The following is a 26,401-nucleotide window of genomic DNA, read 5'->3' as shown; positions in this document are numbered from 1 at the left end:
AATTCGCACAGGAGGAGGCGTTGTCCGAGAAGCCAAGCACGATCGACACTGCCATGCCTGATTGGTACATAACCGGTGGCGCGGCTGGACCGCGCTGGTTACGGCCCATCCCCGATGCCAGTCTACGGCCGGCTGCGGCCGACGGTGCGCCGGGATGGCATTCCTCCGGCGAACGCCCTTGTTTCCGGCTTCCTGTCGGCAGGCTTCCGGGAGGGTGGTACTGGCTGGATGGCCGACTGCAGGTCCTCGACGGGGCCATGGCGCGACCCTGCCTGTATCCGGCTTACGAAGCGGCACCCGAGGGCGGGATCACGCTGCCTGACCCAGACGACGAAGGTCGGTTGCGTTCGCTGGTGCTGCTCAAGTACGAAACTACCAGCTTGCAGTTCGGACCTGGCCCTGGACCGGCCCGGTTCCGCATGCAGGACTTCACGCTACGCCGGGTGTCTCGGCTGCGTGCGCTGATGTCGATGCTTGCAGCGCAGCCGGGGGAGAATCTAGCCGTGGCATTGGCGCGTGGCATCCACTTTGTCCGGGACGTGATTGGCCATGGTCTGTCGCGGGCAACTGACCGCTCGTTCGGGGACTACAAGCAACGAGTGTTGCCAGGAGTCTCGAGCGAATACGAGTCGTGGGTCGCGCGCCACGACACGCTCACCACCGAACGTCTGGAACACCTGAGGGAACAGGCTGCGGAGCTGGGTGCGTCGGCACCCCTCATTTCGATCCTGTTGCCGGTCTACCAGACGCCGGAACCATGGTTGCGACGCTGTATCGAGAGCGTCCTCAGCCAAGCCTATCCGCATTGGCAGCTATGCATCGCCGACGACGCCTCTCCCGACCCTAGGGTCATGGCAGTCGCGCGCGAATACTCGGACGCGGACCCGCGTATCCAGGTCGAGCGACGGTCGGTCAACGGACATATTTCAGAAGCGTCCAACACCGCTTTGGCGATGGCGCGCGGCAGCTATGTCGCGCTACTCGACCATGACGATGAGCTCCGGCCGCACGCGTTGCTGGAAGTGGCCCAAGTGCTCACGGCCGACCCCGACGTTGCGTTGGTCTATTCGGACGAAGACAAAATTGACGCCGAAGGACGGCGCTTTGATCCTTATTTCAAGCCGGACTGGGATCCGGATCTACTCCGTAGCCAGAACTATCTGTGTCACCTCACTGTGCTGCGCACCGACCTGGTGCGCGTGGTCGGCGGGTTCCGGCGCGGATATGAGGGCAGTCAGGACCATGACCTCGTCCTACGATGCAGCGAGCGGCTGCGACCACTGCAAATCCGGCACATTCCCCGAGTCCTTTACCACTGGCGGGCTATTCCCGGTTCGACCGCGCATAGCCGGGACGCCAAGGATTATGCGGCCGAGGCTGGCCTAAGAGCGGTTGCCGCGCAACTTGATCGACTGGGCACTGGGGCCCGTGTCGAGGCGCTGTCTCACGGCCACTATCGCGTCATCTGGCCACTTCCCGATCCGATACCGAAGGTCAGTTTGATCATCCCCACCCGCAATCGCGTGGAGTTGCTGCGAAACTGCGTTGAAAGCGTATTGGAAACGACACGATATCCGAAGTTCGAACTTGTCATCGTGGACAACCAGTCCGACGACCCCGAGGCCATAGCTTACCTGCAGACATTGTCGCACCATGAAAAGGTACGAGTTCTGCGGTATGACAAACCGTTCAACTACTCGGAGATCAACAACTGGGCAGTGCGCGAATGCGACGGCGAGATAATCGGCTTGCTCAACAACGACGTCGAGGTGATCGCGCCAGGATGGCTGGAGGAGATGGTGGCCCATGCCGTGCGCGATGAGGTGGGCGCTGTCGGGGCGATGTTGTACTACCCCAACGACACCATCCAGCATGCCGGGGTGATCCTCGGCATACACGGTGTGGCCGCTCACGTGTACGCGGGTTGTCCGCGCGATTATCCGGGCCATGGAGGACGGGTTCGCGTTGCGCAACGGCTGTCCGCAGTCACCGGCGCATGCCTTGTGGTAAGGCGGGCGGTGTTTGAGCAGGTAGGTGGACTCGACGAATCTCTGGCGGTGGCGTTCAACGATATTGACTTCTGCCTAAGGATTCGGAGGCGCGGTTACGCGAACATATGGACGCCGTTTGCGGAGCTTTATCATCACGAATCTGCGTCAAGGGGGGCGGAGGATACCGATGAAAAGAAGCGCAGGTTCAGCCGTGAGATCCAAACGATGCAGCAGCGTTGGGGAGATGATCTGCTCAGGGATCCCGCTTACAACCCAAATCTCTCGCTGGAGAGCCGTTACTGCGATTTCGCTCAATCACCTCGTCACTGCTGAGAACGCATTCGGATCATCGCCCTCGCGGAATTGCCGTCAGCAGGGCAAGGATGCCTGCGGCTAGTGTGCAGACCCAGCCCAGCAGAAAGGCGCCATGGCCAACTCGAAGTGCCGATGCGGTATCGACACGCGTGAGCGAGGCGACGCTCAGCGCAAGCCCTTTGGTCTTCAATGAAGCATCAGGAAGCTGCGCAGTCCCGAGCCGCGTATCGCCAACCAGCCACACCGTTGGCGAGTTCCCCGGTTTTCCGTCTATGCCAGCAATGGAAATCACGTACGGTTCGTATATCCGAAAATCAACATTCGGGCAAAAATGCCGATAAGTGTTATCAGCAAGGTCGGAAGCTTTGATCGTCCAAGTCAGTTGATGCCCGGCTTGCGTCCATCCGACTTGCAACTTCCCGGCATTTGAGCGCGCATATGTGGCGAACTGAATGGCAAAGCAGTAAGGTGCAGGCGCCGGCGGTTGCGCGATCCTGATAGCCGCGGGTTCGACTATCTGCAGCAAATGGAACCCCGCCGCGATCTCTCCAGCAGGAACGGCGCCGTGGCGCTTGGTGCCATATACGTCCGTATACGCATCAAACGGTAACCAGATGACGCATGCCATCAGGACAAAGACCAGAATGGCGGCATGACGTGTATTCATGACAGCAGTCCGTACATCGGTATCACTTGGTGCAGGAAGAAGATGTCGGAGACAATCAGCCCGCCCATCGCTGCATAAAGAAGCGCATGACTCGCCATCCTGCCACGGAATGGGTAGGCCAGCACGAGAAGTAGAAACGGAACGACCGGGTAGAAGTAGCGACCATGAGTGGCTCTCATGCCGCCGGTGAAGGCGGTCCACAGATGCTGGTAATAGATCAGGGCGAATACCAGAACGCATAGGCCAGCCGTTGCGATAAGCCATTCGTGGCGGTCGGCGCGCACGAACCCCCGGACGTGGACCAGGAATGTGCAAATCAGCGCGATCACCAGAATCAGGCAAGTCCACACAGGCAGATTCTTGAGCGCCACAAGGCTGTAGACAAGCGCGATTACGACCATTCCAGCGGCGGTCAGGCCGTGGCGCCACTCCGCATCATGTAAGCGCAAGAGGAATGGCCTTGCGATTACGGCTAGGCCGGAGGAACCAAATAGAGCGAGAAAGTAACGCGCCATCCAGCCGTTCGCTTGGATCCAAGCCAACTTTCCACTGCCGCTGCCGTTCCAGCCAACCAAAGCGATGAAGTTGAGGATGGTGTGCTCCCAAACAGGGAAGTTGAGCATGAATGAGAGATAGCCAATGCCAACCCTAGCGTCATCGGTCAGTATCGAGGCGTCCGGAAAAGGTTGTCCAAACAGGTATAAGCTGCGCGCGATCCACAGGCAGATCGGAACGAACATGAGCAACCAGGTCAATGTTGCGCGTGAAAACCAGGCTAGAAACCCACCTTGCGGCGCGTAAAAGCGCCATAGTCGCCAGGCAATGGCGAAGAACAACGGCACCGCCATCGCGAGTGCCGTAATCTTTGTGACGGTGCAAGCTCCCACCAGAAAGCTTGCGTACAACAAGTGGCTTAAACGGCTCGACTCCAACCAGCGTACACACCAGTAGGCTGCCCAGGCCGCGGTGCAAGCTACCAACGTGTCATGGCTGACTCCGGTGCTCAGATGCGTAAACATCGGGGTCGCGGCAAGCAAGACGCCTCCAGCCAGGCCCAGCGTCGCGTGACCGGTTGCGCGTGCCAGGAAGAGAATCAGCCCTAGTATGGTCAGCGCACCGAAGAGCGCGGATGGAATGCGGGCTGCACGTACTCGCCCCTCGAAATCGACACCGGCGGCTTTTGCGGCGAGGATCGCGGGGGCATCCAATACATAGAAGAGCGGCGGATGCTGCGCAATCCAGTTGCGCCCGGGTTGGGCCCCGGGGCTGATCCAGGAGTGGGCAACCTCCTCATCAACGCGCGTCTCACCGAGGATCGGAAGCTCTCCTCTGGAAACGTCATTCGCGTAGGAATAATGGCCGGATTCGTCCGGAATATCCCACAGCGGCGTTATAAACCACGCGTATGCGGTGAACTTGGCGAAGAAAAGGAATGCCACGAGCGCGGCAACCGCCGTGAATCGGGGTGACAGCATCACTATCGCTCCGGCGGGTTGAGTTTTCTGAGGTGCACGATGATCCGTTCCAGGAGCTTCCGGTTCGTCGCGATCAGATCGCCGATGAGACCCATCATGTAGAGCAACCCGCCGATCATGATGAACAGAGAGGAGAAGACCACGGATTGCACATGCCCCCCGCCGTCGCCGTGGAGGTAGAAATAGAGAAAGCGCAAACCCAGCACTATGCCCGTGAGGGTAATTATGGTTCCGGCATAGAAAAACAGAGCCAACGGGCGATAGGTGATGAACACGCGGACAATCGTCAGCAGGGAGCGCTTGACATAGCTGGGGATGCTTTTGACAAGCCGGGAAGGACGCAGGTCAGCGTTGGTGCGGACAGGGACCGACACCACGCGCAGATTGCTCTGTCCGGCCTGGATGATGGTTTCCAAAGTGTACGTGTAAACGTTGAACACATTGATGCGCAGAGCAGCATCCCGTGAGATCGCGCGAAAACCACTGGGAGCGTCGGCGACGTCGGTCTTGCTGGCAATGCGTACAGCCCAACTGCCGAGCCGCTGCAGCTTCTTCTTCAGCCATGAGAAATGCTCGGTATCGTCGATTGGACGCGCGCCGATCACCATGTCGGCCTTGCCCTCGATGATCGGCGCCACAAGACGGGGGATATCGGCTGACTCGTACTGGTTATCTGCGTCGGTATTGACAATGACATCGGCCCCCAGGCTCAGACAGGCGTCGAGGCCGGACATGAAGGCGGTGGCCAAACCACGGTTGACGGGATGCCGGATTACGTGGTCGACACCGAGTTCCTTAGCGAGTTGTGCGGTATTGTCAGTCGAACCGTCGTCGATCACCAGCCACTCGACTGCGTTGAAACCGTCGACTTCTCGCGGAAGGGTGTCTAGCGTGATCGCCAGGGTTTCCGACTCATTGAGGCAGGGAATCTGGATGATCAACTTCATGCTGCGATGATCCATCGTTTGGCAGGCGCAGCTGGCATTAGAGCATGCGCTAAGCGAGCGAGAAAGGGATGCTTGTCAGGCTTCCCTTGCCTGCGGTGGAGTGGCTGCGGTGCCGCGCAGCAGCCATGTTCCCAGCACGAAATGCAGAAGATCCCCCAGTGTCGTTACCACGCGCAGCAGTGCGATCACAGTGACGCCCGCGGCGCCGGTGACGATGCCGCTCAACAGCACGACAAGAATTCCTTCGCGCACGCCGAGCCCGGCGGGCGCACCCGGAACGAGCAAGCCGACCACCCAGGCGGCGGCGAATGCGCCGCATAACGGAAGGAACGAAAAACCATTAGCCGGTGCGACAGCGTGCACCAGTAGTGTGAACGCAAGGCCCAGCGAGAGGAAGCTGGCGATAAACACGCCATACGCTAGCAGCAGCCTCCCGAGTGAAAGATTGAATTCATTGCCATCGCCTGCGTCGGGCATGCGCTTGCGCTGTAAATATTCCGCCAGACGGGGCAGCAGCAAAAAGGCCAGCACCGCAGCGGCACTGGCAGCAATCACCACCAGCGAAATCGATCTCATCGGCAGCCATCGCTCCAGACCGGACGAGGACCGCGATGCAAGAAACACCATGGTGATATGGATTGCGGCCAACAGCGCGATCACGTTCTCGTAGATCAGCGACAGCGTCAGTGTCGGCACGCCGCCGCCGAAGCTGCGCGCGACCGCGACCCGGCCGATGTGCTGTGCGACGTTGCCGGGCAGATACTTCGCGAACTGCGTGGAGGCGATCACCGCGTACGCCGACCGCGGGGACATCCGGACATCCATGTCCGCCAGGATCCAGCGCCAGATCATGGCCGTGATCGGAATCTGCGCCAGATATAGCACCAGCGCCGCAAAGGTCAGCGCGATGGATTTGGCGGAGAGCAGGACCTCCAGATCCACGCCGTTCCATGTGGTGGCGGCCTGCCGAATGTAATAATAACCGGCGGCGATGGCGACGAGCAGGCCCAATAGCCGCGCTGTCTTTTTCATACGGCTTTGGCGACCACGAGGTAGCCATTGCCGATATCGGCCGACAGGAAAGGCCGCTGCGCGAACTCTGCGCCACGAATGGCCAGCTTCCCGAGGGGGCTTTTGAACAGCGGAAACCATTTCATCATATGGCGGCGATCGATGCCGCTCCGGCTCGAGTTGGCGTGCTTTCCCTCAGGGGTCTCATCGATGCCTGGATCGACCTCGGGCGCGTACTGCGCCGCGCGCACCTTCTCGGCGATGTTGGCGAGTGGAAAGCCGTAGCACTCAACGGTCAGGGTCTCGAATCCGGCGCTGCTCAGAAGTTCGATCAACGGTGCTCGCTCGTATCTACGAAAGTGTCCCGCCCACACGTCGGATGGATTCCATTTCGCCATGTGCGCAGGCACGGAAAGCAACAAGATGCCGCCGTTTGGCATCCATTTGCGCCAGGTCTGCAACGCTTCCAGGTCGTGCTCGATATGCTCCAGTACTTCAAACGCCATCAGCAGGGGAAAATGTTCGTCCCAATCGGCACTGGGCGTTTCCAGGATCTGGATGTCACGGCCTGCGCCATGTGCCAATGCGTTGGCCAGTTCGCGCGCTTCCGGAGACATTTCCAGTGCGGTGCAACGGAACCCGAGCGCATCGAGTTCATGCAGTAGCGCGCCGGCACCACAACCGATCTCCAGGGCATCCGTGGGCGGAAGGCGACGAACGTGCTTGAGCACGCGTGCGCGGCGCAACAGATAGCGCGGTGCGGGCACCCAGCCGGCGTCCGGCGCTGCGGGGCCTATGCTTCCATAGTTCTTCATGCCTGCGGGCTCCAGGATCTTGGGCGGATGCTGCGATCCGGGCTAGGTAGCGACGGAAGCAGGGTACAGAATAGCGAGCAACTGGCGGCCGATCGCGGCTTGGTCGAAACGCGGAAGTGCGTCTTTGGCCAGTCGCTCTTGCGGGTGCGCGCGATGATGCCGACAAAAGTGCATCACCGCTTCGGCCAGCGCAGCTGCGTCCCCGGCCGGCACCAACTGGATGAGGTCTGAAGGTGCCGCAATCAGCTCGCGGATCGCTGCAGAATCCCGCGTTACCAGCGGTTTCGACATCGCCAAGGTCTGGAAGACCTTGTTGGGGATCACGCTGGCGGCTTTGTCAGAGGTGCCGAAAATACCCAGGCACAGGTCGGCTTTGGCGATATGCCGGAGCAGTTCCGGATAGTCGGCCCATTCGATCCAGCGCAAATGCGGTAGCGGTTCACGATCGATCAGCGCGCGGACCCGGGGGGCCTCCTGACCGGTGCCAATCAAAAGCCAGTCAATCGGCTCGTCGCGCAGGAGCCGGGCGGCCTCGATGATGACGGGAATGCCGTGCAGCGGGATGAACTGACCGTAGAACAGCACTATAGGGGCAGTTCCTGCGAGCTGCGGCGCGCCAAGGTCGGGATCGGTGCGGAACACCTCATCCTCGACACCCACCCAGACCCAGCCGCAGGTCCCCGGCCGTAGCGAGAACAACTGTTCCATCCTCGCAGCGTTTGCCCGGGTGTCCATGAAAGCCCGGTCAGCAGTGCGCACCGCCAGCCACTCGATCGTGCGCAACGAGCGAGCCAGCGGGTGGCCCGGGGCGACAATGCGCCGATCCAGCACCACGGTGTCGTAGGCGGAAAGGAACCAGTCCATGGCCACCCGCGCTCCGCGAAGCCACGCGAACATGCGGATCGCGAAGACGTCGCTTACGGCCGGATAACCCAGCAACACCCAATCATGCGCCGGGAGCAGTAGATAGCGCCACAGCAGACGCGGATAGGCGAACAGAATTCGTGCCAGCAGTCGTAGCCAAGGCCGTGCGCCCGTGATTTGGCTCTTATCGCGCACTCCGCTCCAAAGATCGACGTGGCATTCGATGAGTTCGACCCCGTTTGCGCGCAATCCGTCACGCAGAATGCGCACACGCGGTTTGCTCAGGTCACATGTCCCCCACAGGACGACGCGCATTGCTGGAGCACCAGGATTGAATCCGGTCAAAGCGCCGCTTCGAGGTCGGGCAAGAGCTTGAACAGGTCACCGACAAGGCCGATGTCGGCGATCTCAAAGATCGGAGCCTCGGCGTCCTTATTGATCGCGACGATGGTGCCGGCGTCCTTGATGCCGGTCAGATGCTGGATTGCGCCGCTGATGCCGATGGCGACGTAGAGTTCCGGAGCGATGATCTTGCCGGTCTGGCCCACCTGCAATTCGTTTGGCACGTAACCGGCATCGACCGCGGCGCGCGAGGCGCCAACCGCAGCGCCAAGCTTGTCGGCGAAGTCGTAGATGATCTTGAAATTCTCCGCCGAGCCGACGCCGCGGCCGCCGGACACCACGCGTCTGGCGCTTTGCAGGTCGGGGCGGTCGGACTTGCCTGCGGCGAGACCCACGAAGCGGGTGTGAGTCGGCAAGGCAGGTTCGACCGACGCGGCTTCGACAGTGGCGTTGCCGCCCTTGGAGGCTTCCGGCCACGAAGCCGTGCGCACGGTGGCGACGACCGTGTGATCGGCGGGCGCCTCGACCGTCACGATGGCATTGCCGGCGTAGATCGGTCGTTTGAAGGCATGGCTGCCCTCCACGGTCATGACGTCCGATACCTGGGCCACGCCGAGCAAGGCGGCGACGCAAGGCATGAGGTCTTTGCCAAAGGTGGTGGACGGGCCGAAGACGTGGCTGTAGCCGTTCGCCAGTGCCGCCACCTGGGGCGCCAGCACCTGGGCGATCGGATTTGCATTGGCGGCATTGGCCACGGTCAGCACCCTGGCGACGCCACCGATCTGAGCGGCTTCGCCGGCGACCGCGTCCGGATCTGCGGCCAGCACGAGGATGTCGATCGACTCGGGCTGCAACGCCTGGGCGGCGGAGACGCACTTGGCGGTGGAAGGATTGAGCTTGCCGGCCAGGTGTTCGGCGACGATGAGAACCTTGGCCATCACAGCAACCCCTTCGACTTCAGTGCGGCGACCAGCTCGGCCGCGTCCTTGACCATGACGCCCTTGCTGCGCCTGGGCGGCGGGGCGTAATGGGTGGTCTTGAGCGTGTCGCCGGTATCGACGCCGAGATCGGCGAAGGCAAGGGTTTCGAGCGGCTTGCTCTTGGCCTTCATGATGTCCGGCAGCTTGATGAAGCGCGGCTCGTTCAGCCGCAGGTCGGTGGTGATCACCGCCGGCAGGTCGACCTCCAGCGTCTCCAGCCCGGCGTCCACCTCGCGGGTCACGGTCGCCTTGCCGTCTGCTACCTCCAGCTTGCTGGCGAACGTCGCCTGGGGGCGGCCCCACAACGTGGCCAGCATTTGCCCGGTCTGGTTGGCGTCGTCGTCGATGGCCTGTTTGCCCAGGATGACCAGGTCCGGCTGCTCCTTCTCGATCAGCTTGAGCAGGGTACGGGCCGCGGTCAGCGGCTGGATCGGCTGGTCGGACACCACGTGGATGGCGCGGTTGGCACCCATGGCCAGGCCGTTGCGCAGGTGGGCCTGGGCGTCGGCCGGGGCGATGGTGACGACCACGACCTCGGTGGCGATGCCCCTGTCACGCAGGCGCAGGGCCTCCTCGAGGGCGATTTCGTCGAAGGGGTTGGCTGACAGCTTGACGCCGTCGGTGACCACGCCGGAGCCGTCCGGCTTGACCTGGATGCGGACGTTGTAGTCCACCACGCGCTTGTAGCCGACGAGGATCTTCATCGTGCGGGAGTTCCTATGGGACTGGGCAGCAGCGGGGGAGGGCAGGCGCCGCGGAAGACCGCCGATTCTACCGGCCTGGCCTGCAGGACGCGACCGCATGCCTTGGCGCCGTGGTACCAATGGACGAGGGTCGCGCACGCATGCCGCGATAAACTGCCGCAATCCACCAGGGAGACGAATCCATGGCCGACGGTGATGGCCACAAGAGCAAACAGGTCGATAGCGCCGCACAGGCGCTGCAGGGGTTGGTGGCCGATGGACAGACGCTGGCGGTTGGGGGATTCGGCCTGTGCGGTATACCCGAAGCTCTGATTGGGGCCCTTCGCGATTCCGGGGCTAGGGAACTGACCGTGATCTCCAATAATGCCGGAGTCGACGGATTTGGCCTGGGCCAGTTACTGGAAACACGTCAGATCAGGAAGATGATTTCCTCCTACGTTGGCGAGAACAAGGAGTTCGAGCGCCAATACCTGGGTGGCGAGCTGGAATTGGAGTTCAATCCGCAAGGGACGCTGGCCGAGCGCCTGCGCGCCGGCGGCGCCGGTATCCCGGCCTTTTTCACCGCCACCGGCTATGGCACGGTGGTGGCGGAGGGCAAGGAGACCCGCGAATTCGACGGCAAGCACTATGTCCTGGAGACTGCGCTCAAAGCCGACGTGTCGTTGATCAAGGCCTGGAAGGCCGACAAGGCCGGGAACCTCGTGTTCCGCAAAACCGCACGCAACTTCAATCCGGCCTGCGCCATGGCCGGCAAGGTCTGCATCGCGGAAGTGGAACAACTGGTGGAGGTGGGCGAGCTCGATCCCGACCAGATCCACCTGCCGGGCATCTATGTGGATCGCATCGTCGTGAATCCCACCCCCGAGAAACGGATCGAGCAGCGCACCCTACGACAGGGAGACGAGTGATGGCCTGGACCCGCGACCAGATGGCCCGGCGCGCCGCGCAGGAACTGACCGACGGCGCCTACGTCAACCTCGGTATCGGCCTGCCGACCCTGGTGGCGAATTTCATCCCGGAGGGGGTGGATGTGTGGCTGCAGTCCGAGAACGGCCTGCTGGGCATCGGCCCGTTCCCGACCGAGGGCGAGGTCGACGCCGACCTGATCAACGCCGGCAAGCAGACCGTGACTGCGCGTCCAGGCGCGAGCTACTTCGGCAGCCATGACTCCTTCGCCATGATCCGCGGGGGACACATCGACCTGGCCATTCTGGGTGCCATGCAGGTCACCGACAAGGGGGATCTGGCCAACTGGATGGTCCCGGGGAAGATGGTCAAGGGCATGGGCGGGGCGATGGATCTGGTCGCCGGGGTAAAGCGCGTGGTCGTGCTGATGGAGCACGTGGCCAAGGACGGGAGCCACAAGATCCTGCGCGAATGCACGTTGCCGCTCACGGGTCTGGGGGTCGTTGACCGGATCATCACCGACCTCGCGGTGCTGGACGTCGCGGAGGACGGACTCAGGCTGGTGGAACTGGCGCCCGGAGTCGATCGCAGCGATCTGGAGGCGCAAACCGGGTGTCCCATTCAGGATGGTCCTTCGGCTGTGATCTGACTGCGTTCAACCGGGCAATTGAATTGCGCGTGCGGGCAGCGCAGGATAGCCGCGACACTGATTGGACAGCGAAGACGATGAGACATCTCCTATTTCTGGCCTTGGTGGCACTGGCTGCTTGCTCGGGAGCAAGCCCCGAGGGCCCGGCGACCAAGAACACAGCCGTGGCAGCCGCAACGGGAACTGAGCTGCATGTTGCCGGGTTCGACCCTCGCGGAACACGAGCTGGCCAATACGGAGAACTAGCGCGCCTGCCGGATCGCGGGCAATTGATTTCCTACCCAGCCGGCACAATCGCGCGGCAGGATGGCGCCTATACCTGGCATCGGGCGGGGGTGAGCGAGGAACATGCCTTGCGCGCGATTTCCAGTCGCAGCTTGCGGATGGTTACACCTTCGGGTGACGTGCTGGATATCAAGTACGACCACCACGTGGAGCATTCCTCCGGCGACTGGAGTTGGGTTGGTCACCTGGCAGGCGACAAGGCCGCACAAACGATCCTCACGTTTGGTTCCAAGGCGGTATTTGGAACTATCGGTCAAGCGGGGAAGCGGTCGCTCCGCCTGACCTCGCGCGACGGTGCGGCGTGGATAGTCGAAACCGACCCTGACAAGCTGGTTGGTCTCGCCAGCGAAGGCGCCAATCCAAGCAAACCCGATCACCTGTCTATTCCTAGACAGCTGCTTTCCAGCGCACGGGTCAAAGCCGCTAGTGCACAGCTATCTGTCGCTTCGGCCGCGGCCGCGGCTGCCCCAACTACCATCGATGTGCTGGTAGGTTATACGGGTGGTATTGCATCGAGGACCGGGGGTGCGTCAGCGGCGCAGACCCTAATCAATAGCCTGGTGGCAGTCACCAATGAGGCCTACGCCAACAGCCAGGTCAATGCTCGGGTCAGGTTGGTGCATGCGATGCAGGTCAATTACACCGACTCAAGCACGAACGACAGCACGCTTGAGCAGCTGACCGGGTACGACGTCAGCAGCCAGCAATACACGGCGCCGAATGCCGCATTCAACTCCTTGCGTGCGGCGCGCGAGCAGTATGGCGCCGACCTGGTCGTCTTGCTGCGTCAGTTCCGGGACCCGGACCAGGACGGTTGCGGAATCGCATGGTTGATCGGGGGTGGAAAATCAGGCATTGCACTTGGGGAAGGACTGGACTATTTCGGCTATTCGGTCGTGAGCGATGGGCAGGATCGCAACGAGCAGGATGGACAGACTTATTACTGCCGACCGGAATCGTTCGCGCACGAGCTAGCCCACAACATGGGTTCAGCTCACGATCGAGCGTCTGCGATGGGCGACGACGGCGTCCTCGACGACCCAGACGATTACGGCGCATTCCCCTATTCGTTCGGCTACAAGTCCGGAACAGGAAACTTTTTCACCGTGATGGCGTACGGGGACGAGGGCCAACAAGATTACCGCGTGTTTTCCAACCCGCGCATCACGGTGCCGTGCGGAAATCGTGCTTGTGGGACAGCGAACGACGACAATGCGCGCAGCTTGGCCCAGACGATGCCAGTTGTGTCCGGTTTCCGCGGTGCCGTGGTTCCCATCACGATGAGCCCGTTCAACTATCTCAGCGGCGACTTCAATGGTGACGGAAGCGCCGATCTGCTCTGGCGAAACCAGGCAACAGGCGCCGACAGTATCTGGAGGTCGGCGAACAGCGCCACCCTGCAGTGGATCGCTGCCGTCACCAATCTGCAATGGCGCGTCGCCGCCGCCGCCGACTTCGATGGCAACGGACGCGACGACATCCTGTGGCGCAACACCACGACCGGCACCAACACAATATGGAAGGCCGCAAACAATACCACCCAGCAATCCGTCACCAGCGTGACGAATACCCAATGGCAGGTCGCTATGGCCGCCGATTTCAACGCCGATGGCAGGGCTGACATCCTGTGGAACAATCCGGCGACCGGAGCGAGCGTCATATGGCGGTCCGCGCAGTCAACGAGTCCGCAGTCCGTTACCACCGTCACCAATCTCAGTTGGCGAATAGTTGGCGTTGGAGATTTCAATGGTGACGGACGTGCTGACATTCTGTGGCGCAACGGCACGACCGGAGCGAATACGATCTGGAAGTCGGGGAACAGCAGCAATCTGCAGAGCGTGGCCAGTGTCACGAATCTGAGTTGGCAGGTGGCTGGAGTAGGCGATTTCAACGGTGATGGCCGTGCCGACATCCTCTGGCGCAATGAGACGACAGGGGCGAACACAATCTGGAAATCCGGTAACAACGCCACTCTCCAGTCGGTACAGAGCGTGACAGCCGCTGGCTGGCTGGTTGCGGCCGTGGGGGATTTCAACGGCGACGCGAAAGCGGACATCGTCTGGCGAAATGAGCAGTCCGGTGCGAATGCGATCTGGTATTCCGCGAGCAACCCTTCGGTCCTACCCTCGGTTCCAGATTTGAACTGGACAATCGTGCCTTGATCGTGGCACGGCAACGCGTTCTGCGTGCCGTCCCGATGAGGGCCGGTGCGCAATGAGCGCTATGTTGAGCTGCTTGCCGATGTCTTTAAACCACAGGCGATATCGCTTTCAAGGCGGTGCGCCGATGGATTCGAATGCGGGCTCGGCCTTCAAGAGGCGCTATTTCCAACTCTTGGATTACAGGTCCGCAGCGGATGCGTATATGTACACTTCGAAGCGCTTGCCATCGGCTGAGGGCACTTCGAGCATTTGTGTGACGGGTAGAGTCTTGGCGAATTTTGTGAGCAGCGGCATTACGAATTTGTCCGATTCGGCACCGTCGGCGAGATTGAGCTGGATGCGGCATGTCTTGCTTCTGCAATCCACTCGCGCACCTTCCGGCGTAGGAGCCCCTTCGGCCGCCACCTCGACGATGGCCTCCTCCACGGTGTGAATCGTCTTGCCCGCCCAGGCTGCGTTGATGGGCTCGGAAGCGAAGCTGGTGTCCAGCGTGGTCTTCGATGTAGCGATCTCCCGCGCCCGCGCGGCGGGGCTCTCGTTTCTGCGCTCCTCGCCCGGAATGTTCGCGGAGAACGACGCTCCTGGACCAGGCGCGCGAGAGGTGGCGGGTGCCGCGCCGAAGCCCGCATCTGCCCTAGAACGCATTTCGGGGCGACGGTGTTGGGTCTCGAGTTTTTCCAGCCGGGCGGAAAGCAGGTTCAAAGCCGTCTGCTGCCGGTACTGGCCGTAGACAAGCACCGCTGCGGCAACGATCAGCGCGGCCGAGCCGATCGCGATGGGCGTGGGTTTCATCGTTTCAAGCAACCTCGATGGCAATGGCGGGAATCACATACGGGAACGGCGGATGACCGCCGTTCCCACACCTGCGTCAGGCGGCGTAAGCCGACGGCATCACAGAGGCGGCGTGTAGTAGTAGTGCCCCGTCTCGCCGTATTCGTAGATCTTGTAACCGATCAGGGCGACGTTGTACGGCTGCAGACAGCTTACCTGCAGGCTGTAGTTGCTGCCGATCGACAACCCGGTCCAGGTCGCTCCCTCGAAAACCAGCGTTTGCGGGGTGGAAGTGCGTCCTGAGGAAATTGCGAGGGTCTCGGTTTTCGTTGCGCTGCCGCCGTCGAGATCCCGGCCCGCGAGCGTGCATGAGGTTTCGTAGGTCGTCCCCACGATATCGGGCACTGCGGAGTAATCCAGATACACTCGGATTTCGATTGCGCCGGCCCTGGTTGTATTGTTGAAGTCCGCCTGGTTGACCGCGTCCTCGGTGTCGAACGTGATAGCGCAGGAGGTATAGCGCGGTGCTGCGTTATCGTTGCGCAGCCGGCCCTGCACGATGGTGAAGTCCTTCGAATGAATGCCGTAGGCAGGCTGGCACTGCGCGCCGGTGTAGGTCTTCCGATCGTAGGAGGCCCAGTTGTCTCCTGCGAACGCGGTTCCGATCGCTCCCAGGCCAATTACGACCAGAGCAGTATGGAGGCAGGTTCTTGAAATCGATTTCATGGATATATTTCCTCAGCATGATGAAAGGTTGGCAGCCGCATATCGCACGCCGTCATCCACGAGCGTGCTGCCAACACCAACAAACGCGCCCGGGGCTTTGAAACGGACAAAATGCGTCATGCTGAACGACGCACGAGATCACAGTTTGTGAGCATGCGCGTACCGTAGCGAGGACACGCAAAACCAGCGAGGCGGTTGCGTACGGGCGGATAGTAGCTGTGATCGTGGATCCCCCCACGTCCCGGCGTCACTCGTCAAAGGTCCGCAGTGCACGCATTTGGCGGCGTTGATCTACAGGCGCCCAGCTTCACCACCGCCAGGGGGCTGGTCGGTTACGATCCCGAAAACGCCCGCGGATGGCAGGAGAGGTCGGATGCGTGCTCGTATGGTGGTTATCGCCTTGCTTTGCGGTCTGATGGCCGGCTGCGCGGAAGATCGGGGCCAGACATCTTCACGTCGCTTACACGCGGCCGTGCCGGACAAGGCCCGGCAGCCCTTGCCCATGCGCCAGGTGCTGGCGCAACGCGGGCTCTCGGATGTCGCCTCGCTTCCGGACCGCGGAGAGTTCATGGTGAGCGATCTGAGTCGCGCTTCAGTGCGGCGAGGCGCGCAGACCTTCCATCCGGTGCAATTGAGTGAAGAACACGCGTTGATGGCCATCTCCAAGGGGGAGATGGTCATTCCTGCTCCCAATGGGCAGCCGATACGGCTGCGCTATGAGCGGCACGTCGAACATGCAGACGGAAACTGGACGTGGATCGGCAGATCCCAGGGCAGCAAGGCAGCGGACGCCATCGTCACATTCGGCGAGAAAGCCGTTTTTGGCAGCATTCCCTACGGCGACGAGGCGCCCCTGCAGCTGATGGTCACCGCCGCAGGCAGCTGGCTGATCGAAACCGACCGGCGGCTGCTCGGCAAAGCGGGCGCGATCGAGCCGTCGTCGGAAGCCGACTTCCTTGCCCCCTTGATGCGGGCCGGCCTGCGGGCTTCCTCCTCACGCAAGACTGCCTTGCGCGCGACGGCGAGCGAGGCCGCCGCGTCGCAAGCCATCGCACAGGCGAGCGCCGCCAACACGGTGGATCTGGTGCTGGGATACACGAGACATTTCTGGGGCCGCTACGGGTGGCAGGCAGTCACGCGTCTGAACTACCTCGTCGATCTGACCAACCTGGCCTATGCCAACAGCCAGCTGGACGCCAGGGTACGGCTGGTGCGGACGGTCCTGGTGGAATACCCGGATTACACATCGAACCAGTCCGCGTTGTTCGAGCTGACCGGTGTCGCCTGCTCGACGTCGAATGCCAGTGATCTGAGGCTGCCAGACCGCGGCGTCAACTGCACGCCTGCCGCCGTGCCAGCGGCCTTGCGGCCCTTGGTGGATGCCCGCGAACAGTCCGGCGCCGACCTGGTTGCGCTGGTTCGAAATTTCACCGCTCCAGAGAATGGCAGTTGCGGCATCGGCTGGCTGCTCGGGGGCGGGCAGCGGCCCATCGACAGCACCAGCGCGGACTTCGCTTTCTCCGTAGTGAGCGACTCCGGCGGAGACGCGTTCCCGGATGGGGGGATGACCTGTCGTGAGGAATTCCTCGCCCATGAGTTGGGGCACAACATGGGCTTGCAGCACGACCGCGCCACTGCCCAAGGGTCGGACGATACCGACGGCAACGGTGTGCTGCTGGACCCCGAGGAATACGGCCGGTATCCCTACGCCTTTGGATATACCAGTGGCAGCTTCTATACGATCATGTCGCCGCGCTACGTGGGCCAGACGGGGTTCCGTTACTTCTCCAATCCGCGGATCAGCATCTGCGCCGGTTCCCCATGCGGTGTCGAGAATGAGGCTGACAGCGTACGCGCGCTCGAACAGACCATCCCGGTGGTGGCAGCGTTCCGTGCGATGGTCATCCCGCTGACGGGAATGCTGCGGCGCGATTACGACAATGACGGACGGTCGGACATCCTGTGGCGAAATTCGGACACGGGCAGAAACTTGTTGTGGTGGTCGCCCAGCGGCTCTCCTCTCAGAGTGTTGGCGACAGTGTCGATGGCATGGACCGTCGCTGGTATCGGTGATTTCGACGGAGACGACCACGCGGATATCCTCTGGCGCAATGGCGGCACAGGGGCCAACGTCATCTGGAAGTCCGGCGACTATGCGAAGTGGCAGACGATCAGATCGGTCAGTGCCGCCTGGGCCGTCGCCGTAGTGGGCGACTTCGATGGCGATGGAAGCGCCGATCTCCTGTGGCGCAACGCGAGCACCGGCGCCAATGTCATCTGGCGGTCCGCCAGTGCTTCCACGGCTCAGATAATCAGATCAGTCGGTGCGGGATGGACCGTGGCTGGGGCCACGGATTTCAATGGCGATGGAAACGCCGATCTTCTGTGGCGCAACCCAAGCACTGGTGTGAACGTGGTCTGGCGATCGGCAAATCCGAACACCGCGCAGATGCTCACGTCGATGACGGGGGCGGGCTGGGGCGTGGCCGGCGTCGGTGACTTCAACGGCGATGGCAGGTCCGACATCTTCTGGCGCAATTCGAGCACCGGCGCAAACGTGATCTGGAGATCGGCCAACTCGGCCACGATCCAGACGGTGAAATCGGTTGCCGTCGCATGGATCATCCCCGTGGTCGACGACTACGATGGAGATGGCTCGATGGATATCTTCTGGCGCAATACCAGTACCGGTCACAACGTCATCTGGAAATCCGCCAATCCTGATACTCCGCAAGCAGCGGGCAGCGTGGGCAGCATGAGCTGGGTAGTCATGAAGTAACCCAGGGTCGAGGCGGAATCCGGCGTCGGGCCACCGCGGTCGAGCTAGAGGTTCTGGTAGTTCGGCCCTGCTCCGCCTTCCGGTGTCACCCACGTAATGATCTCGTACGGGTCCTTGATGTCGCAGGTCTTGCAGTGCACGCAGTTGGCGGCGTTGATCTGCAGGCGCTTGCCGTGTTCGGCGGATGCGTCGTCGACGATCTCGTAGACGGCGGCGGGGCAGAAGCGGGTGCAGGGGTTGCCGTATTCCTCGGCGCAACGGGTCACGCAGATGCTGGTGTCGGCGACCTTGAGGTGGACGGGCTGGTCTTCGTCGTGCTCGGTGGCGGCGAAATAGACGCCTGCCAGGCGGTCGCGCGGCGGCAGCGGGCGTTGCACATAGTCGCGCCTGGGTGATTCCTGTTCGCCGAGCTTGTGCAGGGACGACCAGTCGGCCTTGTTGCGCAGGGTCCAGGGCGACAGCCCGCCGGTGGCCGTTTCCCAGGCGGCATTGAGCATGCCGAACCACAGCCCGCGCTTGAACCCGGGCTTGATGTTGCGCACCTTCTTCAGTTCGGCCATCGCGTCGGATGCGCGCAGCTTGGCGTCGTAGCCTTCCGGCGCGAGCCGGGAGGACACCAGATGCTCGGCGGCGAGCATGCCGCTGCGGATCGCCTGGTGGGTGCCTTTCACCTTGGGCACGTTGAGCAGGCCGGCGGTGTCGCCGATCAGCAGAGCGCCGGGCATCTCGGTCCTGGGCAGGGATTGGTATCCACCGGTGACGATGGCGCGCGCGCCGGCGCTGAGGATGGTGCCGCCTTCCAGCAGCGGCGCGATCGTCGGATGGTTCTTCCACTGCTGGAAGGCTTCCCACGGCCGGTATTCGGGATCGTTGTAGTCCAGACCGCTGACATAGCCGAGCGCGATGCGATCCCCGTCGAGGTGGTAGAGGAAGCTGCCGCCGTAGGTCTTGTTGTCGGCGGGCCAGCCGAAGCTGTGCACGATCCTGCCCGGCGATACGCGTCCGGCAGGCACCTGCCAGAGTTCCTTGATGCCGATCGAATAACCCTGCGGATCGCTGTCGGCATCCAGGCCGAAGCGCTTGACCAGACGCTTGGTCAGATGCCCGCGCGCGCCTTCGGCCAGCACCGTGACCTTGGCGTGGATGTCGATGCCCGCGGTGTAGCCAGGCTTGTGCGAGCCGTCCTTGGCCACGCCCATGTCGCCGATGCGTACCCCGATGACGCGTCCATCGGCATCGTGCAGGGTCTCCGCGGCGGCGAAGCCGGGATAGATCTCCACGCCCAGCGCCTCGGCCTGCGGCGCGAGCCAGGCGCACATCGCGCCCAGGCTGACGATGAAATTGCCGTGGTTGTTCATGCCCGGCGGCACCGGCAGCTTGCGGCCGCCGGTCTTGGTGAGCAGCCAGAATTCGTCGTCGGTGGCGGGGACGCAGATCGGCGGCGGGGCGTCGCGCCAGCCCGGGAGCAGGGCATCGAGCGGTCCGGGCTCGATCACCGCACCGGACAGGATATGGGCGCCGATGGTCGAGGCCTTCTCGATCACGCACACCGAGATGTCCGGATCGAGCTGCTTGAGCCGGATCGCGAACGACAGCCCGGCCGGACCGGCGCCGACGGTGACGACGTCGTATTCCATGACGTCGCGTTCGACCTGTTCGGCGGCGTTGGCGTCGTGTTCGCTCATGCTGGCGGCCCGGCTGGCAATGCGCGCGATTGTCGCGTTTTTGAGGTCGAGCCGGCAAACCGAGGGTGCCTTGAATGGCGCGGCGGGAATCGCATCCAGCGGATAGGCCCGTCGAGGCCTCGTCTGCTAGCGTCCGCGCATGGCGATGACGCAACTGCAGCTGCCGGGAGCCGAACTCGAATTCGATCCGCACTGGCTTTCCCGGCACGAAGCGGACGAGCTCATGGACGCGTTGTTCGACGCCGTGCCGTGGGAAATCCACCGGATCCGATTGTTCGGGCGCGACGTGGATTCGCCCCGGCTGAGTTGCTGGATCGGCGATCCGGAGGCGCGCTATCGCTACTCCGGCACACTGTTCGCGCCGCGACCATGGCATGCATGCCTGCTCCCGGTGCGCGCGCGCCTGTTGCGGCAGCTGGATGTCGCGTTCAACAGCGTGCTCGCCAACCGGTATCGCAGCGGCCGCGACGCCATGGGCTGGCACAGCGACAACGAACCCGAGCTCGGTGCGCGGCCGGTGATCGCGTCGTTGAGCCTGGGCGCTACCCGACGGTTCAAGCTCAAGAGCCGCACGCCGGACGGGCCAGGCATGGACCTGGACCTGACGCACGGGAGCCTGCTGGTCATGCGCGGCGATACCCAGGCGCATTACCGGCATGCCCTGCCCAGGACCGCGAAAGCGGTGGGCGAACGCATCAATCTGACGTTCCGGCGGATATTGGACGTGGCCGGTCCGCACAGGATCGAACCTTCGCAACGTTGAACTGAATCCCGGCGAGCGGCTTCGTCCGCGGAATGAAGGGGCAGGGCTTGGCTATTTCGCCGGGTGGCTGCCGCTTTGCTCGTGGGCGTCGCCGGCCGATAGCGCCCACCCGGCGATTTCGCCGCCGACACGACCGAGCGCCTGGGAGAAGGCATCGGCGACCGAGCCGACATCGGTGGCTCCCGCGGGCACGGCCTGCAGGAAGGTGCGCGATCCGACGATGTCGTTGCCCGGAGCGTGCAGGAGCTTGGCGTTGACCTCGATCGTCGCCGCAGGCACCGCATCACCGGCGTAATCGGCCTCGTAGCGACGCAGGTCCAGGATCAGTTTGTAGTTGGCGGCGATGCCACTGCCCTGGCGGCCGACCGCGGGTATTTTTCCCGAGTCCTCCAGCGCGCGCAGCAGGGTGTCCTGCAGCTGTTCGGACGGGGTCTTGGCCCAGTTCGCGCCTTTGTAGACCTGCAGTTCGCCCGGCGTGGGACGCACCGCGATGCGCAGGCTGTCCACCATGCGTGCGGCCGCGGGATGACCGATCGACAGCTGCCAGCCGACCTGCGGCCAGGATGGGTCCGCCTGGATGCGCGGATCGGGCGCGTAGATGGTCGCGGCCTCCTTGGGCCCACCTCCGAGCAGGCTGCAACCACCCAGGACAAGGGCCAGCGCCAGCGGCAGCGCGCCGCCCGCGAGCCGGGCGCCCACCGATCCACGATTGCCGTTACGCATGTTCATTCGGGTTCGAACTCCTTGGGTGCGTCGCGGCCCAGCAGATAGCGCGCGGGGCTGCCGTCGAGCCGGTCGGTGACGCGGCGCAGATCGCGGACCAGGGCCCGCAGTTCTCCGAGGGTCGGACCGAGCTGTGCCAGGCCATCGTTGGCGAAGCTCTGGATCGCGGCGCGGTTCTCGTTGAGGATCGCGTCGGCGCCGCCGGCGGCCGAATCCAGCCGGGTGAGGGTGGCATCGAGCTTGCGCAGCAGGGCCGGCAGTTCCCGGTCGATGTTGGCGACCGCGCCATTCGCGCTTTCAAGCGTGGCGTTGAGCTGTTCGCTGGCCAGGCGCGCATTGCGCACGAGCGCGCGCAGGTCTTCCTTCTGGGTCGCATCGCCCAGCGCGGCGGTAATGTTGTCCAGGTTGGTCAGCGTGTTGTCGATGTGCTCGATGTTCTCTTCGCTCATCAGCTTGTCCAGGCGCGCGACCAGCTTGCTCGCGGTATCGGCGATGTTCTGCAAGGCGGACGGCTCGGTCGTGATCACCGGGATCGTGTCGGCATCGTTCGATACCAGGCGCGGCGCGTTGGGGCTGCCACCGGTCAGCTGGATGAAGGGACTGCCGGTGATGCCGGCCTGGGACAGCTTGGCCTTGGTGTCCACCTTGACCGGCGCGCTGGCTTCCAGTTTCAGGCGTGCGCGCACCTGGCGCGGATCGCGTGGATTGAGCGAAAGTTCTTCGATGGTGCCTACCGAGATGCCGTTGTACTGGACCGAGCCGCCTTCGGTCAGGCCGGTGACCGGCTCGTTGAAGATGACGTAGTACTCCTGGAAGCTCTTGTCGGCCGAGTACTTGGCGGCCCAGAGCGCGAACAGCAGGCCGAACACCGCCACCAGGATGGTGAAGGCGCCGATCAGCACGTAGTTGGCCTTGGTTTCCATGCGGATCAGGTCGCCTGTGGTTCGGGTGTGCCAGCGGCGCGGGCGTTGGTATCGCGTGCCTGCTGCGCCGCGCGTGCGCGCGGACCGTGGAAGTATTCCTGCACCCACGGATGCTCGAAACGTTCCACTTCGGCGATCGGCGCGTTGATCACGACCTTGCGGTCGGCGAGTACGGCGATACGGTCGCAGATCGCGTACAGGGTGTCGAGGTCGTGGGTGATCAGGAACACGGTCAGGCCCAACGCCCGCTGCAGGGTGAGGATCAGCTGGTCGAACGCAGCCGCGCCGATTGGGTCCAGGCCGGCCGTGGGCTCGTCCAGGAACAGCAGCGGCGGGTCCAGGGCCAGCGCGCGCGCGATGCCGGCGCGCTTGCGCATGCCGCCCGACAGCTGCGAGGGCAGTTTCTCCACCGTGTCCGCCGGCAGGCCGGCCAGTTTCACCTTCAGCAGCGCCAGCTCGTAACGCAGCGAATCGACCATGTCCGGGTAGTATTCCTTCAGCGGCAATTGCACGTTCTCGCCCACGGTCAGCGACGAGAACAGCGCACCGTCCTGGAACAGCACCCCGGTATTGCGTTCGATGTGGTGGCGATCGGCCGGATCGTCCGAGCGCGCATCCACGCCCATGACCTCGATCTGTCCCGCATCGGGCCTGCGCAGCGCCAGGATCGAGCGCATCAGCACCGACTTGCCGCTGCCCGAGCCGCCGACCACGCCCAGGATTTCGCCCCGGCGCACGTCCAGGTCCAGGTCTTCGTGTACGACCTGGTGGCCGAATTGATTGCGCAGCCCACGGACCCGGATGATCGGCTGTGTGCCGGGATCATTGCTCTTCGATGGGCGGTCCGGATCGCTCATCTCACCAGCCCATGTACATGAACCAGATCGCCGCGATCGCGTCGATCACGATTACCAGCGAAATGCTCTGCACCACGCTCGAGGTGGTGCGCTCGCCCACCGACTGTGCGGTGCCCTTGACCTGTAGTCCCTCCAGGCAGCCGATCAGCGCGATCAGCAGGGCGAATACTGGCGCCTTCGACAGGCCCACCAGCATGTGCCGCATCTTGAAGGTGTCCTGCATCCTGGCCAGGTAGGCCGGTGGCGCGATGTCCAGGGTGAAGGCGCCGACGGTCAGGCCGCCTGCGAGGCCGGCCATCATCGCGATGAAGGTCAGCAGCGGCAACATGACCATCAGTGCGATCACCCGCGGCAGCACCAGCAGGTCGATCGGGTCCAGGCCCAGGGTGCGGATCGCATCGACTTCCTCGCGGCTGACCATGGCGCCGATCTGCGCGGTGAACGCGCTCGCGGTACGGCCGGCCAGGATGATCGCGGTCAGCAGCACGCCGAACTCGCGCAGGAAGGCGATGCTGACCAGCTCGACGACGAAGATCACCGCGCCGAAGTCTTCCAGGATGTTGGCGCCCAGGAACGCGATCACCGCACCGACCAGGAACGACAGCAGGATCACCAGCGGCACCGCGTCCAGCCCGACCTGCTCCATGTGGAAGACGGTGGCGGTGGGACGAAAGCGCCGCGGTTCCTTCACCAACCGCATCAGCTTGGACAGGTTCTCGCCCAGGAAGCTGACCAGGGCGATGGTCTCGCTCCAGTTGTCGGCGACCGCGAAGCCCAGGCGGCCGAGCGCAGCCCTGAAGCCCAGGTCGCGCTTGCGCTTCGGGCGGTCGTCCACCACGTCCTCGATCGCCGCCACCAGTTGGCGATGCTGCGGGTCGAAGGTGAAGCGATCGAAAGGCAGGTCATTGCGGCGCGCATAGCGCAGCAGCTGCAGCACGCCGAGGGTGTCCAGGCGCTCGACGCCGGTGGCGTCGATCGTGGCGATGCCCGGCGGCGCGGCCCGGAGCGCATCGCCGACGTCGCCGGCATGGCGCAGGGTCCAGCGCCCGGTCAGGCGCAGGCGCGAGCCGTCGCCTGGATCGGTTTCGGCCCTCGGCGGCTGGGTGGAGGCTTGGCTCAAGCGCGACTCGCGGTTCCGCCATTGACGGCGGCTAAAGCTTACGCACCTGCGTCTGCGACGTGTGAACGCATTGGGCGGGGCCGTGCGCCCATGCGATCCTGTCGGCATGCGCGCCGCACCCTATTCCCCGACCGCCGCGAGCTACGCGGCGCGGATCGCCTTCGTGACCGAACTGGCTGAACGCCTGCACGGATACGGCACCACGGCCCAGCGCCTCGAGGGCGCGGTGGTCGCGGTCTCGCAGAAGCTCGGGCTGGACTGCGAGCCGTGGTCGAATCCAACCGGCATGATCCTGGCCTTCAACGATCCAAGCCGCGCGCTGGGCGAGAGCGACACCACCCGGGTCATCCGGCTCGGTCCCGGGGATACCGATCTGTACAAGCTGTGCGAGGCCGACCGCATCGCCGAGGAGGTGATGGCCGGCCGGCTCGACCTGGCCGAGGGGCACCAGGCCCTGCGCGCGCTCGACCGTCCGCGCAGCGCGCGCTGGCATGCGATGCAGGTGTTCGGCTTCGGCTTGGCCTCGGCAGGGGTCGCTGGATTGCTGCGACTGCCCTGGCTCGAGATCGGCACAGCCGCCACCACCGGGCTGCTACTGGGCTTGCTGGAACTGGCGACCCGCGACCGTCCCCGGCTCAGGGAGGCCGGTGATGCGATCGCGGGCATCCTCGCCGGCACGATCGCGATCCTGGTTGCCGCGTTCGTGGCGCCGATCAACCTCAATACGGTCATCATCGCCTCGCTGATCGTGCTGTTGCCCGGCATGGGCCTGACCAATGCGGTCAACGAACTGACCAGCCAGCATCTGGTCTCGGGCACCGCACGCTTCGCCGGGGCGGTCACCACGCTGCTCAAACTCACCGTCGGCACGATGATCGCGGTGACGTTGCTGGCGCTGCTGGGAATCGATGCGCAGGTGCGCGCATGGCGGCCGCAGCCGGACTGGGTGGAAGGCGCCGCGCTGCTGCTGGCGGCCTATGCCTTCGCGGTCCTCTTTCGCACCGCGCGCCGTGATTACGGCATCGTGATGCTGGCGGCGATCACCGGCTACCTGATTTCGCGGCTGGCGGGCGATGCATGGGGCAGCCCGGTCGGCGTGTTCCTCTCGGCGCTGGTGATGACGGCCGCGGGCAACGGCTATGCACGCTGGTGGAACCGGCCGGGCGCGGTAGTGCGGATGCCCGGCATCATCATGCTGGTGCCCGGCAGCGCCAGCCTGCGCGGCGTGATCAGCCTGTTCCAGCAGCAGGAGCTCGCGGCGGGGCAGGATGCGATCGTCGGCGTGCTCAATATCCTGCTGGCGCTGATCGCCGGGTTGCTGTTCGGCAACCTGCTGCTGCCGACGCGCCGCAACCTGTAACCCGGCGGATCACCGCAAAACAAAACGCCGGCATCGGGCCGGCGTTTCGCGCAGGAGAAGTGTCCGGCTTTATTTCCTGATCAGGAAATCCTCGCGTTTCTTGCCTTTCTTGATCAGATCCGCCATCCAGCGCGGCGGCAGGCCACGGCCGGTCCAGGTGTCCTTGGCATCGGCCGGATTGCGGTACTTCGGCGCGACCTTGCCGGTCTTGCGCGCCTTGGCGCTCTTGCGGCCCGCGGTTTTCGATGCTTTCGCGGCTTTGGCTGCACCTGCACCGCCGAACAGTTCGGCGATGGAATAGCCCTCGGCCTTGGCCATGGCGGTGAGTTTCTTGCGTACCTGCGCGGCCGGTGTGCGCCGGGTCAGCGCGGTCTTGCGCTGGTTGGCCTGCTTGATCAGCGAATCCAGGTCCTTCGCCGAGAAATTGTCCAGATCGAAAGCCATGCGTACTCCAGATGGGGGAACGGAACTCGCCATGTGTCTGGCGTGCTACCGATAGTAACCTGCGAAAATACGTCCGCAAACCTGTTGCGCCGCTTTGCAGCGATGTCGATCGCGAATGCAATCGGCGATTCCATACC

At 63.5% G+C, this 26,401-nt stretch carries 23 protein-coding genes; 7 read left to right on the top strand and 16 right to left on the bottom strand.

The genetic code is table 11. The features are described from left to right. Positions 1–20 precede the first annotated feature (20 nt). On the top strand, positions 21–2,324 hold the full coding sequence (locus MC380_RS15780; protein ID WP_242165838.1) for a glycosyltransferase family 2 protein: 2,304 nt from the start codon (positions 21–23) through the stop codon (positions 2,322–2,324). Positions 2,325–2,337: 13 nt separating this feature from the next. Here MC380_RS15780 and MC380_RS15775 read toward each other — a convergent pair whose 3' ends face one another. The 8 genes from MC380_RS15775 to MC380_RS15740 form a co-directional block, all read right to left on the bottom strand. Beyond that, complete coding sequence (locus MC380_RS15775; RefSeq protein WP_242102704.1) at positions 2,338–2,973, bottom strand: hypothetical protein; 636 nt, start codon at positions 2,971–2,973, stop codon at positions 2,338–2,340. Then, on the bottom strand, positions 2,970–4,448 hold the full coding sequence (locus MC380_RS15770; RefSeq protein ID WP_242165954.1) for a glycosyltransferase family 39 protein: 1,479 nt from the start codon (positions 4,446–4,448) through the stop codon (positions 2,970–2,972). Before MC380_RS15770 ends, MC380_RS15775 begins: the two co-directional genes overlap by 4 nt. 2 nt (positions 4,449–4,450) lie before the next feature. Next, the gene (locus MC380_RS15765) at positions 4,451–5,395 is read right to left on the bottom strand and encodes a glycosyltransferase family 2 protein (RefSeq protein ID WP_242102705.1); all 945 of its coding nucleotides are present in this window, start codon (positions 5,393–5,395) and stop codon (positions 4,451–4,453) included. A 75-nt stretch (positions 5,396–5,470) separates the two neighbouring features. Further along, the gene (locus MC380_RS15760) at positions 5,471–6,427 is read right to left on the bottom strand and encodes a lysylphosphatidylglycerol synthase domain-containing protein (protein ID WP_242165836.1); all 957 of its coding nucleotides are present in this window, start codon (positions 6,425–6,427) and stop codon (positions 5,471–5,473) included. Next, positions 6,424–7,221 (bottom strand): class I SAM-dependent methyltransferase, encoded by a 798-nt coding sequence (locus MC380_RS15755; protein WP_242165835.1) that lies wholly within the window; start codon positions 7,219–7,221, stop codon positions 6,424–6,426. Before MC380_RS15755 ends, MC380_RS15760 begins: the two co-directional genes overlap by 4 nt. Positions 7,222–7,263: 42 nt before the next feature. Then, the gene (locus MC380_RS15750) at positions 7,264–8,400 is read right to left on the bottom strand and encodes a glycosyltransferase (RefSeq protein ID WP_242165832.1); all 1,137 of its coding nucleotides are present in this window, start codon (positions 8,398–8,400) and stop codon (positions 7,264–7,266) included. A gap of 26 nt (positions 8,401–8,426) precedes the next feature. Continuing rightward, the gene (locus MC380_RS15745; protein WP_242102709.1) at positions 8,427–9,365 is read right to left on the bottom strand and encodes an electron transfer flavoprotein subunit alpha/FixB family protein; all 939 of its coding nucleotides are present in this window, start codon (positions 9,363–9,365) and stop codon (positions 8,427–8,429) included. After that, entirely contained in the window at positions 9,365–10,111 is a 747-nt protein-coding gene (locus MC380_RS15740) for an electron transfer flavoprotein subunit beta/FixA family protein (protein WP_242165830.1), read from the bottom strand. The genes MC380_RS15745 and MC380_RS15740 overlap by 1 nt, the downstream gene beginning before the upstream one ends. Positions 10,112–10,293: 182 nt before the next feature. Here MC380_RS15740 and MC380_RS15735 point away from each other — a divergent pair, with 182 nt between their 5' ends. The 3 genes from MC380_RS15735 (at position 10,294) to MC380_RS15725 (ending at position 14,113) form a co-directional block, all read left to right on the top strand. Next, positions 10,294–11,019, top strand: a complete 726-nt coding sequence (locus MC380_RS15735; protein WP_242165828.1) for a CoA transferase subunit A — start codon at positions 10,294–10,296, stop codon at positions 11,017–11,019. After that, on the top strand, positions 11,019–11,666 hold the full coding sequence (locus tag MC380_RS15730; protein WP_242102712.1) for a CoA transferase subunit B: 648 nt from the start codon (positions 11,019–11,021) through the stop codon (positions 11,664–11,666). The genes MC380_RS15735 and MC380_RS15730 overlap by 1 nt, the downstream gene beginning before the upstream one ends. Before the next feature lie 164 nt (positions 11,667–11,830). Continuing rightward, complete coding sequence (locus tag MC380_RS15725) at positions 11,831–14,113, top strand: FG-GAP-like repeat-containing protein (protein WP_242165826.1); 2,283 nt, start codon at positions 11,831–11,833, stop codon at positions 14,111–14,113. 177 nt (positions 14,114–14,290) lie between these two features. On the opposite strand, the gene MC380_RS15720 is transcribed toward MC380_RS15725, so the two are convergent. Next, on the bottom strand, positions 14,291–14,905 hold the full coding sequence (locus MC380_RS15720; protein ID WP_242165824.1) for a hypothetical protein: 615 nt from the start codon (positions 14,903–14,905) through the stop codon (positions 14,291–14,293). Between the two features lie 99 nt (positions 14,906–15,004). Then, entirely contained in the window at positions 15,005–15,610 is a 606-nt protein-coding gene (locus MC380_RS15715) for a hypothetical protein (RefSeq protein ID WP_242102715.1), read from the bottom strand. A gap of 373 nt (positions 15,611–15,983) precedes the next feature. On the opposite strand from MC380_RS15715, the gene MC380_RS15710 reads away from it, so the two are divergent. After that, the gene (locus tag MC380_RS15710; RefSeq protein ID WP_242165822.1) at positions 15,984–18,389 is read left to right on the top strand and encodes an FG-GAP-like repeat-containing protein; all 2,406 of its coding nucleotides are present in this window, start codon (positions 15,984–15,986) and stop codon (positions 18,387–18,389) included. 44 nt (positions 18,390–18,433) lie between these two features. Here MC380_RS15710 and MC380_RS15705 read toward each other — a convergent pair whose 3' ends face one another. Beyond that, entirely contained in the window at positions 18,434–20,074 is a 1,641-nt protein-coding gene (locus tag MC380_RS15705; protein WP_242165820.1) for an electron transfer flavoprotein-ubiquinone oxidoreductase, read from the bottom strand. Between the two features lie 139 nt (positions 20,075–20,213). On the opposite strand from MC380_RS15705, the gene MC380_RS15700 reads away from it, so the two are divergent. After that, positions 20,214–20,837: an alpha-ketoglutarate-dependent dioxygenase AlkB gene (locus MC380_RS15700; RefSeq protein ID WP_242102718.1), complete on the top strand. Its 624-nt coding sequence runs from the start codon at positions 20,214–20,216 to the stop codon at positions 20,835–20,837. A 51-nt stretch (positions 20,838–20,888) separates the two neighbouring features. Here the strand turns inward: MC380_RS15700 and MC380_RS15695 are convergent, their stop codons facing one another. Genes MC380_RS15695 through MC380_RS15680 form a run of 4 tightly spaced genes read right to left on the bottom strand, consistent with a single transcriptional unit; the run spans position 20,889 to position 24,460 of the window. Beyond that, positions 20,889–21,560: an ABC-type transport auxiliary lipoprotein family protein gene (locus tag MC380_RS15695; RefSeq protein WP_242165952.1), complete on the bottom strand. Its 672-nt coding sequence runs from the start codon at positions 21,558–21,560 to the stop codon at positions 20,889–20,891. A gap of 2 nt (positions 21,561–21,562) precedes the next feature. Then, on the bottom strand, positions 21,563–22,483 hold the full coding sequence (locus MC380_RS15690; RefSeq protein WP_242102719.1) for an MlaD family protein: 921 nt from the start codon (positions 22,481–22,483) through the stop codon (positions 21,563–21,565). Positions 22,484–22,488: 5 nt separating this feature from the next. Then, complete coding sequence (locus MC380_RS15685; protein WP_242102720.1) at positions 22,489–23,340, bottom strand: ATP-binding cassette domain-containing protein; 852 nt, start codon at positions 23,338–23,340, stop codon at positions 22,489–22,491. A 1-nt stretch (position 23,341) separates the two neighbouring features. Further along, a complete protein-coding gene (locus MC380_RS15680; protein ID WP_242102721.1) occupies positions 23,342–24,460 on the bottom strand; it encodes an MlaE family lipid ABC transporter permease subunit in 1,119 nt (372 codons plus the stop codon). Between the two features lie 106 nt (positions 24,461–24,566). On the opposite strand from MC380_RS15680, the gene MC380_RS15675 reads away from it, so the two are divergent. After that, the gene (locus MC380_RS15675; RefSeq protein WP_242102722.1) at positions 24,567–25,820 is read left to right on the top strand and encodes a threonine/serine exporter family protein; all 1,254 of its coding nucleotides are present in this window, start codon (positions 24,567–24,569) and stop codon (positions 25,818–25,820) included. 69 nt (positions 25,821–25,889) lie between these two features. Here the strand turns inward: MC380_RS15675 and MC380_RS15670 are convergent, their stop codons facing one another. After that, positions 25,890–26,264 (bottom strand): H-NS histone family protein, encoded by a 375-nt coding sequence (locus MC380_RS15670; protein WP_242102723.1) that lies wholly within the window; start codon positions 26,262–26,264, stop codon positions 25,890–25,892. Positions 26,265–26,401 lie beyond the last annotated feature (137 nt).

Source organism: Lysobacter sp. M15 (assembly GCF_022662515.1).
Classification (GTDB): Bacteria; Pseudomonadota; Gammaproteobacteria; order Xanthomonadales; family Xanthomonadaceae; genus JAKPBU01.
This window is presented reverse-complemented; position numbering and strand designations above follow the sequence as displayed.

Bases quoted from the DNA above. Each gene is read 5' to 3' on its own strand.
- MC380_RS15735 (WP_242165828.1), top strand. From the start codon at position 10,294: ATGGCCGACGGTGATGGCCACAAGAGCAAACAGGTCGATAGCGCCGCA.
- MC380_RS15705 (WP_242165820.1), bottom strand. From the start codon at position 20,074: ATGAGCGAACACGACGCCAACGCCGCCGAACAGGTCGAACGCGACGTC.
- MC380_RS15715 (WP_242102715.1), bottom strand. From the start codon at position 15,610: ATGAAATCGATTTCAAGAACCTGCCTCCATACTGCTCTGGTCGTAATT.
- MC380_RS15750 (WP_242165832.1), bottom strand. From the start codon at position 8,400: ATGCGCGTCGTCCTGTGGGGGACATGTGACCTGAGCAAACCGCGTGTG.
- MC380_RS15765 (WP_242102705.1), bottom strand. From the start codon at position 5,395: ATGAAGTTGATCATCCAGATTCCCTGCCTCAATGAGTCGGAAACCCTG.
- MC380_RS15720 (WP_242165824.1), bottom strand. From the start codon at position 14,905: ATGAAACCCACGCCCATCGCGATCGGCTCGGCCGCGCTGATCGTTGCC.
- MC380_RS15710 (WP_242165822.1), top strand. From the start codon at position 15,984: ATGCGTGCTCGTATGGTGGTTATCGCCTTGCTTTGCGGTCTGATGGCC.
- MC380_RS15690 (WP_242102719.1), bottom strand. From the start codon at position 22,483: ATGGAAACCAAGGCCAACTACGTGCTGATCGGCGCCTTCACCATCCTG.
- MC380_RS15740 (WP_242165830.1), bottom strand. From the start codon at position 10,111: ATGAAGATCCTCGTCGGCTACAAGCGCGTGGTGGACTACAACGTCCGC.
- MC380_RS15685 (WP_242102720.1), bottom strand. From the start codon at position 23,340: ATGAGCGATCCGGACCGCCCATCGAAGAGCAATGATCCCGGCACACAG.
- MC380_RS15700 (WP_242102718.1), top strand. From the start codon at position 20,214: ATGGCGATGACGCAACTGCAGCTGCCGGGAGCCGAACTCGAATTCGAT.
- MC380_RS15675 (WP_242102722.1), top strand. From the start codon at position 24,567: ATGCGCGCCGCACCCTATTCCCCGACCGCCGCGAGCTACGCGGCGCGG.
- MC380_RS15755 (WP_242165835.1), bottom strand. From the start codon at position 7,221: ATGAAGAACTATGGAAGCATAGGCCCCGCAGCGCCGGACGCCGGCTGG.
- MC380_RS15695 (WP_242165952.1), bottom strand. From the start codon at position 21,560: ATGCGTAACGGCAATCGTGGATCGGTGGGCGCCCGGCTCGCGGGCGGC.
- MC380_RS15775 (WP_242102704.1), bottom strand. From the start codon at position 2,973: ATGAATACACGTCATGCCGCCATTCTGGTCTTTGTCCTGATGGCATGC.
- MC380_RS15730 (WP_242102712.1), top strand. From the start codon at position 11,019: ATGGCCTGGACCCGCGACCAGATGGCCCGGCGCGCCGCGCAGGAACTG.
- MC380_RS15670 (WP_242102723.1), bottom strand. From the start codon at position 26,264: ATGGCTTTCGATCTGGACAATTTCTCGGCGAAGGACCTGGATTCGCTG.
- MC380_RS15770 (WP_242165954.1), bottom strand. From the start codon at position 4,448: ATGCTGTCACCCCGATTCACGGCGGTTGCCGCGCTCGTGGCATTCCTT.
- MC380_RS15760 (WP_242165836.1), bottom strand. From the start codon at position 6,427: ATGAAAAAGACAGCGCGGCTATTGGGCCTGCTCGTCGCCATCGCCGCC.
- MC380_RS15745 (WP_242102709.1), bottom strand. From the start codon at position 9,365: ATGGCCAAGGTTCTCATCGTCGCCGAACACCTGGCCGGCAAGCTCAAT.